This is a genomic window from Mucilaginibacter ginsenosidivorans (genome assembly GCF_007971025.1).
Taxonomy (GTDB): domain Bacteria; phylum Bacteroidota; class Bacteroidia; order Sphingobacteriales; family Sphingobacteriaceae; genus Mucilaginibacter; species Mucilaginibacter ginsenosidivorans.
On sequence record NZ_CP042436.1, the window covers coordinates 5,155,105 to 5,175,231 of the forward strand.

The following is a 20,127-nucleotide window of genomic DNA, read 5'->3' on the forward strand; positions in this document are numbered from 1 at the left end:
GCCTGTGGTTCCTGACGAATGAAATATAAAAAGCCCTTTTCCTTTTGGAGAGGGGCTGTGGTGAGGCATTACTCAACTATCAGCGTAGCTATGGAGTGCGGGGCGCTGGTCACCTTCGCCGCCTTACCTTTTATCCAAAGCAAATAATCTATCTTTTCGTCGTTTTTATTCATTACCACTACGGCTATTTTCCCGTCGGGGTTCATGTAAGCAGTGGTCAGCAATTTATCGCGACTTGCCGAACTGGCTATCCGTCTTGCTCCCGGCTTAATGAATTTGGAAAAATGGCCGATGTAATAGTACGAATTGGTGAAAGTAACTGCGCCTGTTTTGGTATCGGCGTGCACAGGGGCAAAGCAGAAGTTACCCACATGGTTTGGCCCGCCTTTTTCATCCAGTAATACGTTCCAGTCGGTCCAGGCCACGGTGCCTGCATTAAAGTCGTTGATCATCGAGTAGCCGTATTTCTCGCCCAACGACCAATCATCCAGTTTCGTCGCGTCATATCTTTCGGCGCATCCTTCAGTAAATACCAGGTTTTTTGAAGGGAAAGTTTGATGAACCAGGCGCTCGTTTTCAAAATTCATTCCTGCGCCGGTCCAGGTCTCGTACCAGTGGTAGCCAACGCCCCAAACGTATTTAGCCGCTGCGGGATCCTCCAGAATAGTGCTTACCCGCTGGTACATCAGGTCGCGGTTGTGGTCCCAAACAATTAGCTTCTTGCCTGCCATACCCGATTTTTGCAGTGTTGGACCGAGGAAATTCTTCACAAAATCCCGCTCTTCTTCTGCTGTATACAGGCACGATTCCCAGGTTTGAGTAGCCATAGGCTCGTTCTGCACGGTCAATCCCCAGATAGGTATACCTTGCTTCTCATAAGCGTTAATGAATTTGATATAGAAATTTGCCCAGCTTTGGTCAAATCCCTTTTTGAGCGTGCCGCCGTGTAATACGTCATTATTCGTTTTCATCCAGCCCGGCGGGCTCCAGGGGCTTACAAACATGGTCAGTTTGCCGCCTGCTGCCGCTATCACTTCTTTAATGAAGGGAATGCGGTATTTTTTATCATGGCTAATGTCGAAGGTTTTCAGGGCCTTGTCGCCATCTTTTACATAACTGTAGGTATCGCTGGAGAAATCGCAGCTTTGGATATTGGTACGCCCGAAAGTATATCCGATACCTTTCGTCTTATCATAATAGGCGGTCAATATTTCCTTTTGCTTGTCTTTGGGCAATTTATAAAACGTCTCCGCCGAGGCGTCTGTCAACGCCCCGCCGATACCCAGCATCGTCTGGAAGGTTTTTGAGGGATCGACAAAAACTGCTACTTCGGTTTCTACAGGCTGTGGCTTCGCCTCAAAATTGAGCGTGCCGGTCTTAGTCATCCGGTTATCTGTACCCTTTTCGGTGACATAAACTTTCACCGACTTGTTTTTGAGCGAGAACGGCGCTTTTTGCTGGGCACTCGCTGCGCTCATTAATATACCCGCTGCAACGACAGCAAAGCAGGCGGCTTTGATAGGTCTTTTCATAATAAAAGTTGATAATAGATTGAGAGTGAACTTCAAATCTATTAAAAAACTGATATTATCCAGTGCAATGTGAAAAAATCACGGGGTAGCCTGGCGGTCAAGGTATTCTTCCCCGCTGATGACAGGTATCAAGCGTGCCAATTCATCGTCATCAAATAGCCGCGAACGGATAATGAACCTAAGTCCCATGGGTATTTCGAGTGAAAAGCTGGAACCCCGGCCCGGGGTTATGTCTACCGTAAGCTGGGTATGCTGCCAGTATTCAAACTGGTCGCGGCTCATGAAAAATCCGCAGCCATCAATATCACCCAGGTAAACATCGTTACCACCCACCTTGAATTCGCCTTTTTCAAAGCACATTGGCTGCGAGCCATCGCAACAGCCGCCGCTCTGGTGAAACATCAGCTCGCCAAACCGGCCCCGTAATTTGTGCAGCACGTCCACCGCTTCGGGTGTGATCAATATCCTCGGAATATTTTCCATTGTAAAATAAAAAAGCGCCGCAGCCAATCGCCACGACGCCATCATTTGCGATGATTATTAAAAGAATCCCAACTTGTTCTTATCGTATGATATCAGCATGTTCTTGTTCTGCCGGTAATGGTTCAGCATCATTTTATGCGTTTCTCTACCAAAACCAGATTTTTTATACCCGCCGAATGGTGCATGGGCAGGATAAGCATGATAGCAGTTAACCCATACCCTGCCGGCCTGTATAGCGCGCGGTATCTGGTACAACTCATGGGCATCGCGTGTCCATAAACCGGCGCCGAGACCATAAAGGGTATCATTGGCTATCGAAATGGCCTCTTCGGTATCCTTAAATGTGGTAACGCAGACCACGGGTCCAAATATTTCCTCCTGGAAAACCCGCATCTTGTTATTCCCCTTCAGCAAAGTAGGCTGGATATAATACCCGTCCGTCAAACCGTCAAGATACTGTTTGCCGCCTCCTGTAAGCACTTCGGCGCCTTCTTCTTTGCCGATATCGATATAGGAAAGTATTTTTTCATACTGGTCCTTTGAGGCCTGCGCACCCATCATGGTATCCGGATCGAGCGGGTGCCCCATTTTTATCTTTTCAACCCTTTCTATCACACGTTCAATAAAACGGTCGTAGATCGACTCGTGCACCAGCATTCTCGACGGGCAGGTACAAACCTCGCCCTGGTTAAGTGCAAACATAGCCGAACCTTCCAGGCACTTGTCAAAAAACTCATCATCGGCGTCCATCACGCTTGGCATAAAAATATTGGGCGATTTACCGCCAAGCTCCATCGTAACGGGATTGAGATTCTCAGATGCGTACTGCATGATAAGTCTGCCTGTAGTGGTCTCCCCGGTGAAGGCCACTTTCGATACCCGTGGCGAACTTGCCAGCGGTTTGCCGGCTTCGGGACCGAAGCCGGTCACAATATTTACCACGCCCGGCGGGATAATGTCTTTTATCAGTTCCATCAGCATCAAAATACCTACAGGTGTTTGTTCGGCCGGTTTCATTACTACCGTACACCCTGCTGCAAGGGCCGGAGCCATTTTCCAGGTTGCCATCAGCAATGGAAAATTCCATGGAATGATCTGCCCGACAACGCCTATCGGTTCATGAATATTGAGCGACACCGTAAACTGGTCGAGCTCGCTAACGCCGCTTTCTTCGCTGCGTATCACGCCGGCAAAATACCTGAAATGATCTATCGCCAGCGGCAGGTCGGCGGCCATGGTTTCTCTTATCGGCTTGCCATTGTCGATGGTTTCTATCGCTGCCAGGTAGCCCAGGTTCTCCTCCATCCGGTTGGCTATTTTCAATAAAACATTGCTCCGTTCGGTTGGCGATGTATGCGACCATGTGGCAAAGGCCTTATGCGCAGCATCGAGCGCAAGTTCTATATCCTCCTTGCCCGAACGGGGCACATTGGTAAATGCTTTTCCGTCGATAGGTGATATACTTTCAAAATATTCTCCTTTTACCGGCGCACGCCATTCCCCGCCTATAAAATTGTCGTAATGATCTTTAAACGAAGGACGGGCAACAAGCTTTTGGGACTCTGTTATTGTTTCCATAATAAAATCGGTTTAAAAAATAATTGGTTTCTGTAAATTTAAACAAAGCCATTCCCGGTATTTATGCACTATAGTATCAGGCTTATGCATTAAAATATTAAAATGTCGCAAATCATTATTTATTTATAATTATCTCCCTACCTTTAATATACCAATAAGTAAACTACCTGCAGCGTTATAACGATATGAAGAGTACGTTTAAGCCAAGGCCGTTGCCCCTGCTTCACGAAAAAGACCTGAAAACGCTGGTCGAGAACCGTTCGGTGTATACCCTGCAGCATTGCGAACTGAATGTTTTTGAAACGCATCAACAGTCGGAGAAAGTAAAACTTGTTTTTAACGATATGGTGCTTACCACCATGCTCCGCGGCAAAAAAGTGATGCACCTTTTTGGGTCGCAGCATTTTGATTACCTGCCGGGCGAATCGGTTATTGTGCCTGATAACGAGGAGATGATTATTGATTTTCCTGAAGCCGGGCTGGATAATCCAACCCAATGCATTGCATTGGCTGTTGATTCGGGTATGCTGCAGGACACCCTGCAATTGCTTAATGAAAAATACCCCAAGGCCGAAAAAAACGAAGCATGGAACATTGACGTCTCCTGTTTTCACTTACAAAATACTTCCGAGATCACCGCGACCATAGACCGCCTGGTAAATATCAGCACGGAAAACTTTGCCGCTAAAGATGTCATTGCCGATTTTACGCTGAAGGAACTCCTTATCCGCCTTATGCAAACCCAGGCGCGCAAAATGATACTCGATAGTTATCATAAACATACCAATACCAATCGCTTTGCGGCAGCAGTTCAATACATTAAAAATCATATTCATGAGGAGATAACTATCGACCAGTTAAGCAATCTTTGCTGTATGAGCAGGCCGAACTTTTTCAGATGCTTTAAGCGGGAATTTGGCATAAGCCCGGTCGATTTCATCCTTCACGAGCGTATTAAAGCTGCGAAATTATTGTTATCGGATTCGAACGTAACGATCACCCAGGCATGCTACGCTGTTGGGGTTAATAACCTGAGCTATTTCTTCAAATTATTTAAACGTATCGAAGGCAAAACCCCTGCCGAGTTCCGGAAGAACTTAAATTGATCTTTATTTCATCAAAGCTGCATTAAACCCTACCAGTAGTTTAAACACATGGTTGTATTCGTTCAGGGGTAACGTTTTGCTGATGTCGAACACATCGTGATAAGCCCTGATGCCGCCCATGGTGTAAATGAAGAACGCCGGCACCCCTTTTTCGGTAAAAAAAAAATGGTCGCTGTTTGCTGCCTTACCCCGTGATGCTACTTTGACCAGGTAATGGTTCTGTTCGTTCAACTGTTTCAGTATCCCGTATTCTTTCGGGTAAACCGTTGCATTAACCACCATTATACCTTCTTCCCCGGTGCCTAACAGATCGAGGTTTATTAAAAACCGGATACTTTGAAGCGGCACCAACGGGTTTTCAGTAAAAAATTTGGAGCCTAATAAACCGGCTTCCTCACCGGAAAAGCAAATGAAAGCCATCGAATATCGCTGCGGATGCAGGGCATAATATCTGGCCAGGCTTAACAACAGGCTTACCCCGCTGGCATTATCATTTGCACCGGGGAAGTAAGTTTTATTGCCCATGCCACCCAGGTGATCGTAATGCGCCGTAAATATGACGACTGAATCGGGTTTTACTGTCCCCTTAACTACACCGCAGATGTTATTTGCTTTGAACCCTTCCACCAGCTTATTTTCCTCATTGATATTAATGGTTACAGGTATTCCTTTCAACGCTTTCTTATCCACCTGTACCAAAGTAAAATCGGCAGCACCCTGCTCAACCGACCAGGTCAGCTTATCTTTCAACTCTACAACTACACGGTTTTTAAGGTCGATAAAATGAATGCTGTCCTTTTGTACAAGTGTACCCTCTCCTTTTACACCCCTGCTTGCCGGGCCGATGATAAAATCGCGACCGGGCACTAAAGCCGTACCGTTGATCGACAGGTCCATCATACCCGGGAAGGTATTCGCACTAAAGGTGAATGGTTGTTCATATTCCCGGCCGTCCATAGGTTGCAGACCATAATCCTTAAACTGCCCCGCGATGAAGCGGCCCGCTTTGCCCATACCGTCATTGGTGTAGCCGCGGCCCCAAAAATAGGATGATGTCAGTGTATCGACCATCCTGCGGACAAATACGGAATCCTGCGCGAGAAGCATGTTTGTAAATAGTAAGAAAAATAAGGTAAGGTTTCGTTTCATTTATTGCTAATGCCCCTTCTTTTCGCGCTGCACGCGTGCATCGATCAGCTTATCTGCAAGCTGTACTTCATTTATCTTGTCCAAAACATCTATCAACCCCTGGTATTCAGTATATTTTTTGTGGTCTTCCGCATCTGCAAGGAATTTTGTAAGATCATCAATATCATGCCCCGGCAGCGACTTTACCTTAGCGGCAAATTCTTTCGGGTGCTGTATACCGAGCTGCACAATTGCCAGTTGCATTTGCTTCCCTGTCCCGGCATCGTAAGTCATATCCTTGCCAATATCGACCGCTTTACCAACAACATCGGCCGGAAAATCCTTAGCCATACCGATAAAAAAGTTCAGGTATTCAATATATTCTGAATGCAGGGGGCCATTTTGGAATATCTCTGCAAATTGCTGCTTATTCCCGGGAAAAGATTTTAAATAGGCTAATTTCTTTGGCTTCGATCCGGGATATATTTTTAATTGAATGTACGTTGCCTTTAACTTCATTGCTACCTGCGAGGGAGCCTGGGAAAAACAAATGTTTATACAAACGAACAGGGCCAGCAGGCTGGCAAAACAGGTTTTCAATAAGGTATTCATTATAAGTGCTTGTTTAGGATAATAACATGGTACCGGGTGGTAAATATAGTAACATAAACGAAAAAGAGGCACGCTTTGGTATACAGGCTATGCCACAGCGGAAACCAGGCGTTGTTAAATTGAGATAGTAAACCTTTCAATATTTAGTTATCTTGGTTGTGTAATTAGTTTTCACCCATTCATTCATCAACAATCGGCCCGGTTCAATGAGAAAGTATTATTGCTTATTCGCAGCGTTTTTTTTATCCGCTATAACTGTATTTTCGCAGCAAAAACCCGACAGCGCCTACCAGGTTAAAGGCTTTATTATAGCGGTGCCAAAGCCTGATGGCGTAGATGACTTTGTGAAATTTATCAACGAAGAGCTGGCGCCAAGAAAGATCAACACCCTTGTGCTGCGGGTTGACTTTAATTATAAATACAAGAGCCATCCAGAGCTTCGCGATACCGCCGCCTTGACTAAAAGCGACTGTAAGAAGATATTGGAGGCCTGTAAGAAGAATGGTATCAGTATCATCCCGCAGATCAATTTGCTGGGCCATCAATCGTGGGCGGCCAAAACCGGGATGTTGCTAAAGGTATATCCCGAATTTGACGAAACCCCATGGGTAAAAATGCCGGCCACGCCGGCGGAATATAAATGGCCGAATGCAGACAATTTATATTGCCGCAGTTATTGCCCGCTGCACCCCGGGGTGCATAAGGTAGTGTTCGACCTGGTCGATGAGATCATGGATGTGTTTGAGGCCAAAGCTTTTCATGCAGGTATGGACGAGGTATTTTATTTGGGTGAGGACAAATGCCCGCGTTGCGGCGGCCGAGATAAGGCGGTACTTTTTGCCAACGAGGTGCAAACCATTCGCGATCACCTGGCTGAAAAAGGTGAGGAGCTTTGGATATGGGGTGACCGCCTGATCGACGGCAGGGCAACCGGCATAGGCATGTGGGCCGGCAGCTATAACGACACCTATCGCGCCATCGACCTGATACCGCGCGACGTGGTAATATGCGACTGGCAATACAACCAGGATAACCAAACCGCTGTATACTTCGCCTTGAAAGGATTACGCGTGGTTACCTGTACGTGGAACCGCCCGCAGGTAGCAATGAACCAGGTAGAGGACTTGTACCGTTCGAGGGCAATTTCGGGCAAAGAAATGAAAAGCCGTTTTTATGGCATAGCCGAAACAATATGGTCACCACCTGCTCGATTTTTTGATGGCTATTATGGACGAACGACAGACGCAAAAGTTGGCGACAACACGCCATGGAATACTTTTAGAATGATGTTTGATAAGGCAAACCAGCTGGAGCAGGCGGCTGCCAGGTAACAGCCTGTGCGATTGGCAGCATAAACATAAAAAACCGCCCCGGATAATCCGGGGCGGCCACCTTGCTGAGGAGATTATTTGAAATTTAATTTACAGCACCCGGTGTGGTATAAGGCATTTTCTGCGGGTCAAAATTGGCCCATCCTGCGGTCCAGTCGGTAGTTCCAAAAGCGCCGCGATAATCCACTTTTTCAAAGAATGGGTCCGTGCTGATCTTAGCATTGGTAAACAAAGCACCGCTTGCTGCCGGTGAACCTGCTTTCACGGTAAAATCAGGAGTACCGGCGTTAGCAAAATCAGATGAGTATTTGAAAGGCGAGTTAATTATTGCATCAGCGTATAACGTTGCATCGAAAGTATTTTCGGCCCTTAGAGTTGTTTCAAATATCGCCTTGTTCTCGCCCTTTACTTCATTACCTTTTTTATTGCTTCCGTAAATAATGTTATTCTGGAAAGCTAAACGGCCGGCGGTGTAATTGGTTGAGGTTGAAGCAGCAGTAGTTACTTTTGAATCGTCGATATAAACACCTTCAACAAAGCCCGCAAAAACCGAGTTGAAACAGCTCAACGCCGAGTTACGGCGTATTTGCGCAGCATGCTGATAATTAGCATTAATACTTCCCGCAGTAGCGCTCGAAATTGGGCCCAACATGGTCATGTTACAGAAGATAGCCGAAGTTTGCGGTGTTTTATCTGAACCTGATGCATCGTTATCCGACTCGAAACCGTTGGAACCGGAAATATCAGCAATGGTTGGGTAACGTTGCGAAAGGCAAAACTGAAGCTTTCCTGAAAACCCGAAGTCAGTATCAAAATCATCGTCTAAACCACCAATTGCAAGCAAGTGCTTGGCTGTAACGGTGCCGCCAAACCATTCGTAAGAGTCGTCACCTGCACGATAAACTTCGATGTAATCAAGCGTCGTTCCTGCACCAACACCGCCCATAGTAAGGCCGTTGATCTCATTATCAGGTGAAAACGGGATACCGGCATATTCGATACGCACATATTTCAACGTGCCGGAATTATCATTGGCGTCCGTACCGCCAAATTGTATGTATTTGGCAGCGTCACCCTTAGGGTCCAAACCACCTTCTATCTGCACATTGTCGCCCTGGTTTACCGGTGCTTTTCCTAACAGGATAACGCCGCCCCAGTCGCCGCTTGAACGGGCGCCCGCTTCAAACGCCGAAGTAAATACGATAGGTTTAGTTGCTGTGCCAACCGCCATTAATTTTGCACCACGGGTAACGGTCAAAGTACCTTTGGTGGCTTTGTCGCCTTTTATAATAGTTCCCGGTTCAATGGTAAGCGTTGCTCCGTTGGTTACGTACACGAAACCTTTTAATAAGTAAATCTTATCGGCTGTCCAGGTGGTGTTTGCATCTATGTCGCCGGTTACTGTAACGGTTTTATCTGTTGGCGTTGGCGTCGGCGTAGGGTCTACCGTGGTACTCTTCTTGCTGCATGCAGTCAAAAACATCGCTACCACAAGCGCTAAAAATAATCCTTGTTTTTTCATGATCTTCATTCCTTTTTGTTCTGTTAAATCTGTTGTTAAATAATTTGATGACTGGTGCTGTTATGCTGTTTTTAAAAAGTGTAATTAAAATTCAAAGAGTAGGTAGCCCCTAAAGCATAGCGCTTAAAGGTCTGATCTGTATTTGCCGGTGTATAGGTTTTACTTTTATCGTAGTCGTAATAAAAAGTATTGCTTTGATTGAGGAGGTCGCTGCCGTTCAGTTTGATCTCGCCCTTGCCCTTAAATACTTTATATCCGACCTGGAAATCGATTACATCCCTCGGATTTTCATAAATACTCGGGAACCGTTCGCCCCCTGCATAAAATATCCGTCGGCCAAGCCTGTTATACAGGATGTTTAACGATAGCTTGTTGTTAAATGCGTTATGCTGAAAACCAGCATTCACCACATACGGCGACTGGCCTACCAGGGGTCGGTTTTGTTCAAGCAGTTGTGGATTATCCGGATTCTGTATCTGGGATTTTGTAAGCGCAACATTTACATATATGGTGCTGCTTTTATAAAAAGCGCCATCGTTAATAAAGTCAAGCGCCTTTCGGGCCTCCATCTCTACGCCATATACATAGGCCGATTTTGAATTGAAATAAGAGATGGTTGTCGATGAATTTACATCATCAATACTTGGCTCTATGGCGTTATGAAACTTTTTATAGAAGGCCGAAACCGAAAATATTTGCCCTGCCGACGGATAAAACTCGTACCGCAGATCAGCGTTGTCGATCAGCGTCCGTTTCAGAAATGGGTTACCTATCTGCGTGGCCAGCAGTTCGTAATCATAATAGGCAAACGGGGCAAGCTCCCTAAACTCGGGCCGGGCAAGCGTACGGTAATAAGATGCCCGCAAATTGGCTTTAGCTGTTAAACTATAAGTAAGATTTACCGAAGGAAGGATGTCTGTATTTTTCAGTTGCGCCCGGGGTTGCTTTTGGTCAACGTCCTTCGTGCTTAAACTCAGGTCAAAGTTTTCCAAGCGCACCCCGTACACCGCCCTCAGTTTTTTGCTTAACTTGTTATCGAACATGATGTATCCGGCGTTGGTAAAGCTATGGGCCGTATACTGATCGTTCGGGTTAGGAATTTCGTCCAGTTCAAAAGCGCCCGAGTTAATGGCATTTGGACCGAAAAGCGTTTCAATAGGCCGCAATCTGATATCGCTGGTCGCATCTATCAGCGTAACACCTAAAAAACGGGCATCAAAAGAACGGTGCCTGTATTGCGATGAAACCCCCGCTTTCAAATGGCTTGTTTCACCAAAAACTGTAACAGGTATTTTAATATCCACTTTCCCCGAATAAATATTCTCGCTCAATTTTGAAAAGAACCTTGCGTTTTCTTTACCGAGGTTTGTGATGCTTGCTACGAAAGGATCATTTGCACTTGATTGTACATAGTTAATTTTGCGTTGATCGGGCTGATCATTCAGTATATTGCTATAACCTAAGCTCCAATCTAATTTGTTATTTTTTTCGCCGAACTTGTGCTCGCCGTCCAGCGTTGATTTAAAAAGGCTCTTCTCCGTCAGGTCATAGGCATAAAAACGGTTGTCGTAACTTGAGCTTGATGTGTTGGAGCCTGTACGGTAAGTAAACTGGTCATCAAATATCCGGTTGTAAAGATTTTTGAAGGTGATCTTATTTTTTCCGAAGCTATAGCCGAAATTGGCCAGGGCGCCAATATTCGTTGAGAATTTATATTGATCTTCCGTGAAGTCGTAATTGTCAAACTTTCTTACCAGGTCGGGTATAGATGTTTCGGCGTTGCGGTATGTGAGTGCTATCGTCGTGCCAAAACGATTTTTGTTTTCGCCGATTTCCTTTACATTCCCGAATGCAAGCTGGTAGCTCTGCCCTAAAAATGCCTTGTAAGTGTTAATATTGAAATTGTTATTGAGCGAATTTATCGCTTGTATATTTTGCTGGGCGGTTAGCCTTGGCGGACCTACAACCTTCGCCGTGGTTGGAAAACCATCAGGCAGCGAACGCGACCCGCCATCGAATGCGAAATAATCGCTTACGTTGCGGTAACCACTCTTGAAATCCTTGAATGCGCTTTGCGTATTGTAGCTATATCCCAACCCGAAACTGATAAAGTTTTGATCGGGGATATCTTTGGTTAACACCTGTATATTACCCCCGGCAAAATCGGCCTCGATATCTGGCGTGGCAGTTTTGCTAATAACAATATTCTCGATCAGGTTAGCTGGGACAATATCGAAAGAGAAGGCTTTGCGGTTGGGTTCGGTACTTGGCAAGGGCGTGCCATCCAGCGAGGCGCTGTTATAACGGTCGTTCAGGCCCCTTACAACAACAAACTTATTATCCTGCACGGTCGCCCCGCTTACCCTTTTTAAAACGTCGCTGGTACTTTTATCCGGCGACTTTTTTATTAATTCCGAAGATATCCCATCTGATATGGTTATACTATTCTTCTGGACCGCATACAAGGACGCCGTTGATGCCTGCCGATAGGTTGCGGTGATCGTAACCTCCCTAAGTCCCTGCGAGTTTGCCTCCTGCAATACGACATCGAGATTGACAACGGTATTGGGCTTAACTTCAACATCGGAGATCAGCTTACTCTGATACCCGATAAATTTCACTACCACTGCATAACTGCCTGGCTGTAGTTGCGATAGTAAATAATGACCGTCGACATTGGCAGCAACTCCCTTTGTAGTTCCCTCGATAGCGACTGTTGCGCCTATTAACGGTTCACTGGTTTTTTGGTCGATGACTTTGCCCGCGATCTTGCCGGTGCTTTGGGCTAAAGCCGAAGGTCCAACAATCAGCAGAAATAAAATGGTAAGTAAAATGTTTCTTTTATCCACAGTAAAATTTTGGACAAAAGTATCTTAGAACTCATTTTTAAACGATTTTTGGCAATTATCAAACCATCAAATGTTTCTTACCTCACCATTACCAATGGTTCATTTTTACAACCATTTTTGTAAAAAAAGAGGCAGCCGCGTGCCTTTTTTCTCTTCAGACCCAATTTTTCGCCGCTACGGCTGCGGCTTACTTAATTAGTAGTTGAATTCTCCCCGATCAAATACCTCCCGACCGGGCCGGTGTGGGCTTCCTGGTTGATCAGGTCCCTGAACTTATCATTAACTTTTTTCAATACACGCAAACAATTGTGCATTTCGAGCCAGGTGACCTCATCATTGATGTGTTCCTCGAACGAGGTAAACAGGCTCCCGAATATCCCGGCAAGTTTAGCCGACTTTGATGTCAGGGTTATCAATCTTCCCCTGCGGTCCTTATAATTTACTTCTTTTATCACGTACTTTTTGCATTCGAGAGCGTCAATTATCGCAACCATGTTCGACTTTTCTATCTGCAGATTCTCGCACAAAGCTTTCTGCGTCATCCTGCCGAACCTGCTGAGCTGCAAAATCACCTGGTAGTGCTGGTAACCGTCTATTTCTTTAAAAGCTTTAAGTAAGTATTGGTGATATGATTTGTGAGCCAGCATAACCTGCAGGCTCAGATCTTCTCCGAAATTCATAATAAATCAGGGTTAATGCGAGCCTTCCGGACGGTTGGCTGCAATAAACGAATAAACTTATTTACAGAAATTGGCTATGAAAGCCCGGAGAATATCAGATAAGAAAGGTTTGGCAGGCGATGAAAATTTTCGGGGCCGATGGGTATGCCCTGTTTCGGCAGGCCGAAAAAACCCTGTGAGAGCGGATGCTTAGTAATGCTAAAACAATAAAAGCCATGCTGAACAATATGTAAAGCATTGGTGCACCTTTAACTTTTAGCTGTACGGGCGGAGACGAAAGTTGCGAATTTTTGATCAGGCTCCAGCTGTTGTCATGCACCATATGATCAAGGTGGGGCTGTTTGCATTGCGCCTTTTCCTTTGCATGAATATGATACGTTTTATGCGCCCTGGGCCCATAAAACGATCTGGCCGTGGGAAAGCCCACGATCATCAATACAATAAAGGAGAACAATACCTTGATAAATGCTTTAAACATGCCGTTATTACACAGTTTTCACTAATCTGCAAATAACCCGATTATTGGCCCGATAAGCAACGTAAATTGATTTGATTACAAAAACTTAACTTTAATTTAAATGAAGGGCTACCATCAGCGAATCACATAGAACAGGCAGCGCAGCGAAGGAACCGGCATGTTTAATTTGCCCGGTTTGTTAGCCGGTACCATTAAACCTTCGGAAAATAAATCCGTTTAAGTTTAATGATGAAAAAACAACTCCCCTACCTTGTTTTACTTTTTGGGTTAACTTGTCTTATGGCCTGCCATAAAGGCGGCAGCAGCGACCCTAAGCCCGCACCATCTGCAGACACGCTTTATTTTCCGCCATTAAGCGGCAGCGCCTGGGAGACGACAACGGCAAGTTCTTTGGGCTGGGACGAAACTGCAATCAATAACCTATACCCCTATTTGCAAAGTAAAGGCACCAAGGCTTTCGTCATCCTGAAAAAAGGCAAAATTGTTAGCGAAAAATATTTTGGAACTTTTACGGCCGACAGTCTCTGGTATTGGGCATCGGCAGGTAAAACCATGACGGGATTCTTGGTGGGCATTGCTCAACAGGAAGGATTAATCGACATCAACGATAAAAGTTCAAAATATTTAGGCACCGGTTGGACATCGGCGCCATTGGCGAAGGAGAACCTGATCACCATAAAAAATCAACTGACCATGACCACCGGGCTGGATGATGGCGTTGCCGACCCGGACTGCACCCTGCCCGGCTGCCTGGTATATAAGGCCGATGCCGGAACACGATGGGCTTACCATAACGCTGCCTATACTATGCTGGATGGGGTCATAGAGCACGCCACAGGCCTGTCTTACAACGCCTACTTTCAGCAAAAGATCAGGGATAAAATAGGCATGAACGGCGCCTGGGTAAAATCGCCCAACTCTAACAATGTATATTACAGCAGTGCCCGTAGTATGGCCCGGTTTGGGTTACTGTTGCTAAACAAAGGCAGTTGGGATAAGACGGCTATATTAGCTGATACTAACTATTTCAAAAGCCAAATAAATACTTCACAGAACCTAAACCTGAGTTATGGTTATTTAACCTGGCTAAATGGCAAAAGCAGCAACATGCTCCCGCAATCGCAAATTGTTTTCTCCGGGCCTATCATCCCAAATGCTCCTGCCGATCTGTTTGCAGCGCTTGGTAAAAACGACCAGAAAATTTATGTCGTTCCATCTCAAAAATTGGTCATCATCCGGATGGGAAATACAGCAGGTGGTGTTAAACCGGCAGGATCAGATTTTGACAACGAGCTTTGGGGAAAGTTGAAGTCGATAATTAAATATTAGTTTTTACCTGTCCATGTATATGCCAGATTTAAAATAACCACACTTTTCTCCGGCCGGATGCTGAAGACTTCGTTCCCCTCTGATTTTATAAAAGAGCCTTTTTCTGCTTCAACCCCATAATCCATCCCTCAAATTTACATTTTATTTGACGATGTCCAATTTTGGTAAACGGTAGTTTTGTCTTATCGGCAACTGACATATCCATAAACCAGTCGATATGTTTTTCACTTTTGATCTTCATCGAGACCTGCCGCTCGTCCATATCTATTACCAATGTTCCGGAGATGGTTTTCAGCGGCCACGATATGTGCAGCTTTCCGGGAACAGGGCTTGTAACAACCGGGTCGCCGCCTTCCATTAGCGTTTCCTTACCATCAATTATCGCTTTGAGCCGAAGCCCTGCCATTTGCTGTGCAGTGCTCCAGAGATAGCCATCGACAACCGGCAGCGTGAAAAAAGAACATTCATTCGAGGTCGCTTTCTCCTGCTCGTAAACAGAAGGCAGTTTCTCATCGAACAAATGAATATCCCTTAACCGCAGCGTACCGTTTTCCCATATTAAATTAATCCGGTAAAAACGGCTATCAAACCAAACCGTTTTGCGGTCGCTCCCTTCAATATCGTTATTGATAGTAACCGATGTTGCAGGCGTCACTTTATAATGTTCCTTAAACCATTTTCCGGAGGCTGCCAGTGTTTCCACTTTAATCTTATGTTCGTCCCTCAGTTTTGCGATCAGGGGCATTTGAATTTCAAATCCTTTGGCCATGGCACCCCAGGTAAATGAATTTTCCTGCCCGGCCTGCGTATAAGCAAATCCGGTCGACTCGCCATCAACAAATTCTTTAAAATACCAGTTCACCCAGGTTGAATCACCGCCGCCAAATTTATAGACTGGCTCCAGCGTAACCACCCCCTGGCGGGTTGTTCCAAGGCCGTTGTCGTACTGGCGCACCGGGTCGCTGCCCAGCATCCTGAATATCGGCACCGGGATCTGGTTTACCGCATTCTGGGCAGGCATGTAAGAATTTATCTTGCTGGGATAATAAGCCTGGTTCCAGTACCCGCCCCAAAGGGTATAGCCATCGGTACCATACTGGTCCTTGCAATTAGCCGAGGCAACGATGTGATATTTTTGATAAAGGTAGTTAAGCGTATGCGCATCAATAAACCATGATGCGACCGATTTTGGATAATAGCCAAATATCTTTTTGAAATCCCGCATATAAACATCAGCCAGTTTCTCGCGCTCTTTTGGTGTATAGCCGGTCGAAAAACCGATGTTCGCCCGCCAGTCCCAGGGATAACGACCCCGCCATTTTAACCCCGCTTTTTCTACTAAGGGTTGGGGTATTTCCCACCAGGCTCCGATCTCAAAAGAACTACGCGGCAGGCTCTTCAACAATTTTTGATAGCGGGGATCCATTAATGCATCGTACTGTAATAGAAAAGTTCCGCCCAGTTTGTACTTCTTCATTATTTCAACCTGCCTGACAACAGTTTGATAAAGCACATCTTCGGTGATGGCCGAGTCCCGGGGCTCCAGCAAACGGATAAAATTCACAATGTTCACTATTTTGGGCTGGTCGCCCCCGCTTGTATCAGCTTTTACCGTTCCAAATGAACTCAGCAAGCAAGCTGTGGCAAAAGCAGCCAGGCCCGTTATATATCTTTTTATCATGCTCATTACACTTTGTAAGGCGCCGCGAGGCCTGCCTCAATTTTAAACAAAACAGTTTTTTATTAGCTTGTTTGCGATAAAAATAGCTATTTGCATTATAGAAACTGCCGGATGGAATAACATCTGTGAAATATCGAACTTGACCTATGTTTTCAAAAACCCTTTATGCCGCCCTGATCTATTGCTTTATTACTTTGGCGCCATCTGTTGCGATGGATAAAGTATATACCATCAACAATCCGAAAATTACGATGACGCTCGATTACGGCAACAAGGCCAGCATAACATCCCTGGTAGTTAACGGGCAAAAAGTGATCAGCAGTGTGGACGGTATATATACTTCGGTTAGAGTTAACGGCGTAGTTTATTCATCCCTGCGACTGAATGCCGTTCCCTCACTGATAAAAACCGGGAACACAATTAAGTTAACAGGGATAACCTACGGCGATAAAAACCTGGCCATAAAAGAGAACTGGATATTTACCATCGCAGGAAAATCGATAAAATGGACTTTGGAACGAAGCTGCTCCAAACCTGTGGTTGTAGAAGAAAGCGCACTGCCGGTATTCAATTTCGACAGCATCGACACCTGGGAAGGCGCCTACCAGGGTTATGGCGGGCTGGCCTGGTTCTATCTGTTCAACGAGAAACTATGCACCTATGGCGTTCATACCAGGTCTTCGGACTTTTGGAACAGCAAAACAGGTAACGGCTTAAATATAACCGTTGATGCGCCAGGTAAAAATGTGGCTATGAAATATAGCCGGACCGATGATGATAAACTGGCTTACACCATTTCCGTATCCGGCAAGGAACTTGTCCCTAAAATGGATAGCGGGACAAACCGCAGGAGGTTCATCAGGCAACGCACTGATGTTTGGGCTCCGTTTACCATGGCAGCGGGAACCCGCAGTCAAAGCATCACCCTAAGTTACTTCGACTTTAATGAGAAATATGGCCGGGGCATCCTTAAGGGTGTCGACGGCAAAAAAGTAAGCGCCGTATTAAATACCATCGCCCGCATAGGCGTTATCGATTCATTACATTTCGGTGGTAACAGCTGGCACACACCCTATGGGCCTATCTGTCTGCACGAACAATATATTGCACAACTTGGATTGGGTATAAACGACCCAAAATACCTTGCGGGTTATCAAAGCTGCCTTGATTATTATTGCAGCCACGCCATAAAACCCGATGGCCGGGTTTACCCAAGATGGGCCTACACCAATGAGGATGCCATGCCGGGCAAATTTAACCAATATGGTTTTTACGAAGCGCAATGGGGCATCCTGATGGATTCGAACCCCGACCTGGTGACCAACATAGCCGAACTGTATGATATGACCGGCGATAAAGCCTGGGTGAAAAGCCACCAGTTAGCCTGTGAAAAGGCGCTGGACTGGATACTTAACCGGGATGGCAACCACAACGGATTGGTTGAAATGACCAACGATAATTCGGGCGAAAAAAAGAGCAGCGACTGGATCGATATCATCTGGGCATCGTACGAAAATGCTTTTGTGAACGCGAAACTTTACCACGCATTAATTAAATGGGCTGCTATCGAGCATCAGTTAAACAACGGGCATAAAGCAAAATACTATGCAGGTTTTGCCGCAAAGCTGAAAGAAAGCTTTAACAAACCGACTAAAGACGGTGGCTTTTGGGATGAAGACAAAGGGTGCTATATTTATTGGAGAGACAAGGATCAAACCATACATGGCACCAACATGGTAACGCCGGTAAATTTTATGGCTATCGCCTACGGTATCTGCGATAACGATGCCCGAAAGAAGATCATCCTCAACAGCATTGAGGAGCAAATGGAAAAAGAGAAACTATTTTTCTGGCCCTTAGCCATGACATCGTATGCTCCGGGTGAAGGTAAAGAGTGGCAATTCCCATTTCCCTCCTACGAGAACGGCGACCTGTTTTTATCATGGGGATCCGTCGGCGTGACGGCGTATGCAGCTTATAACCCCGCCCTGGCCCTGAAATATGTCAAAAACGTGCTGGAACAATATGGCAGGGATGGCCTGGCATTTCAGCGTTACGGGCGGCTGAAGCAGGATGGCCTGGGCGATGATATATTATCAGGCAACAGCCTGTCAATTGTCGGGCTTTACCAGGCTATTTACGGTATAAATCCGTTGTATAACCGATTTTACCTTGATCCTCATATAACACCTGAACTGGCAGGCACTGTTTTAAAATACAATTTCAGGGGTAAAAAACTGGATATAAACCTGGATAACAATAGTTATTCCGTAGCTGATAAAATGTTTAAAGTAACTGCCCCTTCAAATTTTGGATTCTATACCACCAAAAACCAATTGTCTTATTTCAACGGCGACAGCCCTGATGTTTCTTTGCAGGCTACATCGTCACAGAAATTAGCCATTGCTATAAAGAGCTGGAACGCAGATAAGATAGAATGGCAGCAAAGCGCCTCGAAGGCTGTTAGCTATGCTGTTCATCAATTAAAACCCAGTTCGGTTTATTCGTTAACGATCAACGGCAAACTGGTTAAAAAGATCAAAAGTGACCTGCGGGGAACTATACTATTAAATGTTGCTCCTGCATCGGCTAAAGAGAATATAATCATCTCAAACAACTGAAAATGTCCGTAAATTTATGGTAACACGCTTTGACACCTGCACTGATGGAAGAAGATAAATTAGACCGGATAATTGAAGCCCGGATGAAACTGAAGGCCAGGTTTGAGGAAAAAATGAAGCTTACTCCTTCTGTCGCTGATGACGCGCCCCGGGGTTCGGGCAAACCCAACAGGCATGGTATGCCTGAGCTTCCCATTGGGCAAACGGTAACGGTAAAATGGCCTGTTCTCGATCTCGGCTATCAGCCAGATATCCCCGTTGAAAAGTGGCGGCTGACAATCGACGGTGCTGTAGAAAACCCGGTGAAACTTTCTTGGAAGGACTTTCTCGACCTGCCCCAAACAAAAGACGTGTCCGATTTTCATTGCGTAACCACCTGGTCAAAAATGAATATGCACTGGAAAGGCGTAAGCCTGCTCGACCTGGCGGCGCTGGTTCATCCAAAAGAAAATGCTACCCATATTATGTGTTACGGCTATGATACCTATACTACCAATATATCCCTTGAAGAAGCACTGAAACCGGATGTTTTGTTGGTGCATACTTTCGAAGGGCAGCCTTTGCCTAAAGAACATGGTGGCCCATGCCGTATGATAACACCCCAGCTTTATGCCTGGAAGGGTTCTAAATGGATAAAACGCATCGAATTTCTTACTGAAAACAAACTGGGTTTTTGGGAAGACCGCGGATATTCCAACACCGCCTACCCCTGGCGTAACGACCGTTATAGTGATTAACTGTAAGGAGAATATAACTTTTGACCGGGATACATCCACATTTCATGCGCCTTATACGCCGGCGGAATTTGTAATAGTATTTAAATGCTACTATGGCCCAACAATGAATGCGTTTGATGCTGCCGAAAAGTATGGGAAAGCTGAAGACCTGCAAAGAGAGTTAGAGGAATTGTTTAACAGCCAAAATCAAAGCGCCAACGGAAGAACTTCGATCCCTGCGACGTTTCTGATGGTGACAGTTACGCGGTAGGCTGATAAATAAAAGGCCCTGCATGTTGCGGGGCCTTTACATGTTCCTGCCGCTGTTTCCGCCCGGCGCAATCTGTCCAACGATGCATTAAACCAACAAATAACTGCAGCCTATTTATTATTTGTACATTTTCCTCCTCAACCAAAACCCCCGTTGCTTTATTCAGGACCATTTTACCGACAAACGTAAGTAGTGGTGAGACTAAAATTG

16 protein-coding genes are annotated in these 20,127 nt (G+C 45.6%); 6 read left to right on the top strand and 10 right to left on the bottom strand.

All coding sequences use genetic code 11. From position 1 onward, the window contains the following. Window positions 1-68: 68 nt before the first annotated feature. From FRZ54_RS23505 to FRZ54_RS23515, 3 genes are all read right to left on the bottom strand, one after another. A complete protein-coding gene (locus FRZ54_RS23505) occupies window positions 69-1,532 on the bottom strand; it encodes a glycoside hydrolase family 30 protein (RefSeq protein WP_147034237.1) in 1,464 nt (487 codons plus the stop codon). A gap of 78 nt (window positions 1,533-1,610) precedes the next feature. Next, window positions 1,611-2,015 (bottom strand): DUF779 domain-containing protein, encoded by a 405-nt coding sequence (locus FRZ54_RS23510; protein WP_147034238.1) that lies wholly within the window; start codon window positions 2,013-2,015, stop codon window positions 1,611-1,613. A 57-nt stretch (window positions 2,016-2,072) separates the two neighbouring features. After that, complete coding sequence (locus FRZ54_RS23515) at window positions 2,073-3,593, bottom strand: aldehyde dehydrogenase family protein (RefSeq protein WP_147034239.1); 1,521 nt, start codon at window positions 3,591-3,593, stop codon at window positions 2,073-2,075. Window positions 3,594-3,778: 185 nt separating this feature from the next. On the opposite strand from FRZ54_RS23515, the gene FRZ54_RS23520 reads away from it, so the two are divergent. Beyond that, window positions 3,779-4,699, top strand: a complete 921-nt coding sequence (locus FRZ54_RS23520) for an AraC family transcriptional regulator (RefSeq protein ID WP_147034240.1) — start codon at window positions 3,779-3,781, stop codon at window positions 4,697-4,699. Window positions 4,700-4,702: 3 nt separating this feature from the next. Here the strand turns inward: FRZ54_RS23520 and FRZ54_RS23525 are convergent, their stop codons facing one another. Both FRZ54_RS23525 and FRZ54_RS23530 read right to left on the bottom strand, forming a co-directional pair. Next, on the bottom strand, window positions 4,703-5,806 hold the full coding sequence (locus FRZ54_RS23525) for a M28 family metallopeptidase (RefSeq protein WP_228462579.1): 1,104 nt from the start codon (window positions 5,804-5,806) through the stop codon (window positions 4,703-4,705). A gap of 48 nt (window positions 5,807-5,854) precedes the next feature. After that, a complete protein-coding gene (locus FRZ54_RS23530) occupies window positions 5,855-6,439 on the bottom strand; it encodes a hypothetical protein (RefSeq protein ID WP_147034242.1) in 585 nt (194 codons plus the stop codon). 206 nt (window positions 6,440-6,645) lie between these two features. On the opposite strand from FRZ54_RS23530, the gene FRZ54_RS23535 reads away from it, so the two are divergent. Next, window positions 6,646-7,770, top strand: a complete 1,125-nt coding sequence (locus tag FRZ54_RS23535) for a family 20 glycosylhydrolase (RefSeq protein WP_147034243.1) — start codon at window positions 6,646-6,648, stop codon at window positions 7,768-7,770. An 85-nt stretch (window positions 7,771-7,855) separates the two neighbouring features. On the opposite strand, the gene FRZ54_RS23540 is transcribed toward FRZ54_RS23535, so the two are convergent. From FRZ54_RS23540 to FRZ54_RS23555, 4 genes are all read right to left on the bottom strand, one after another. Continuing rightward, window positions 7,856-9,292 (bottom strand): hypothetical protein, encoded by a 1,437-nt coding sequence (locus tag FRZ54_RS23540; protein WP_147034244.1) that lies wholly within the window; start codon window positions 9,290-9,292, stop codon window positions 7,856-7,858. Window positions 9,293-9,363: 71 nt separating this feature from the next. Then, window positions 9,364-12,141, bottom strand: a complete 2,778-nt coding sequence (locus FRZ54_RS23545) for a TonB-dependent receptor (RefSeq protein WP_228462580.1) — start codon at window positions 12,139-12,141, stop codon at window positions 9,364-9,366. Between the two features lie 191 nt (window positions 12,142-12,332). Next, window positions 12,333-12,821, bottom strand: coding sequence for a MarR family winged helix-turn-helix transcriptional regulator (locus FRZ54_RS23550; RefSeq protein WP_147034245.1), 489 nt, complete (start codon window positions 12,819-12,821; stop codon window positions 12,333-12,335). A 94-nt stretch (window positions 12,822-12,915) separates the two neighbouring features. Then, a complete protein-coding gene (locus FRZ54_RS23555) occupies window positions 12,916-13,299 on the bottom strand; it encodes a hypothetical protein (RefSeq protein WP_147034246.1) in 384 nt (127 codons plus the stop codon). A gap of 225 nt (window positions 13,300-13,524) precedes the next feature. Between FRZ54_RS23555 and FRZ54_RS23560 the strand changes: the two genes are divergently transcribed. Beyond that, on the top strand, window positions 13,525-14,628 hold the full coding sequence (locus tag FRZ54_RS23560; protein ID WP_228462581.1) for a serine hydrolase domain-containing protein: 1,104 nt from the start codon (window positions 13,525-13,527) through the stop codon (window positions 14,626-14,628). Between the two features lie 85 nt (window positions 14,629-14,713). Here the strand turns inward: FRZ54_RS23560 and FRZ54_RS23565 are convergent, their stop codons facing one another. Continuing rightward, the gene (locus FRZ54_RS23565) at window positions 14,714-16,309 is read right to left on the bottom strand and encodes a hypothetical protein (RefSeq protein ID WP_187359703.1); all 1,596 of its coding nucleotides are present in this window, start codon (window positions 16,307-16,309) and stop codon (window positions 14,714-14,716) included. Window positions 16,310-16,455: 146 nt separating this feature from the next. On the opposite strand from FRZ54_RS23565, the gene FRZ54_RS23570 reads away from it, so the two are divergent. From FRZ54_RS23570 to FRZ54_RS23580, 3 genes are read left to right on the top strand one after another with little or no spacing between them, the layout of a single operon-like run. Further along, window positions 16,456-18,930: an alpha-L-rhamnosidase-related protein gene (locus tag FRZ54_RS23570; RefSeq protein WP_147034247.1), complete on the top strand. Its 2,475-nt coding sequence runs from the start codon at window positions 16,456-16,458 to the stop codon at window positions 18,928-18,930. 44 nt (window positions 18,931-18,974) lie between these two features. Then, window positions 18,975-19,667: a molybdopterin-dependent oxidoreductase gene (locus tag FRZ54_RS23575; protein ID WP_228462582.1), complete on the top strand. Its 693-nt coding sequence runs from the start codon at window positions 18,975-18,977 to the stop codon at window positions 19,665-19,667. Next, window positions 19,660-19,917: a hypothetical protein gene (locus tag FRZ54_RS23580; protein WP_228462583.1), complete on the top strand. Its 258-nt coding sequence runs from the start codon at window positions 19,660-19,662 to the stop codon at window positions 19,915-19,917. Before FRZ54_RS23575 ends, FRZ54_RS23580 begins: the two co-directional genes overlap by 8 nt. Window positions 19,918-20,127: the final 210 nt, after the last annotated feature.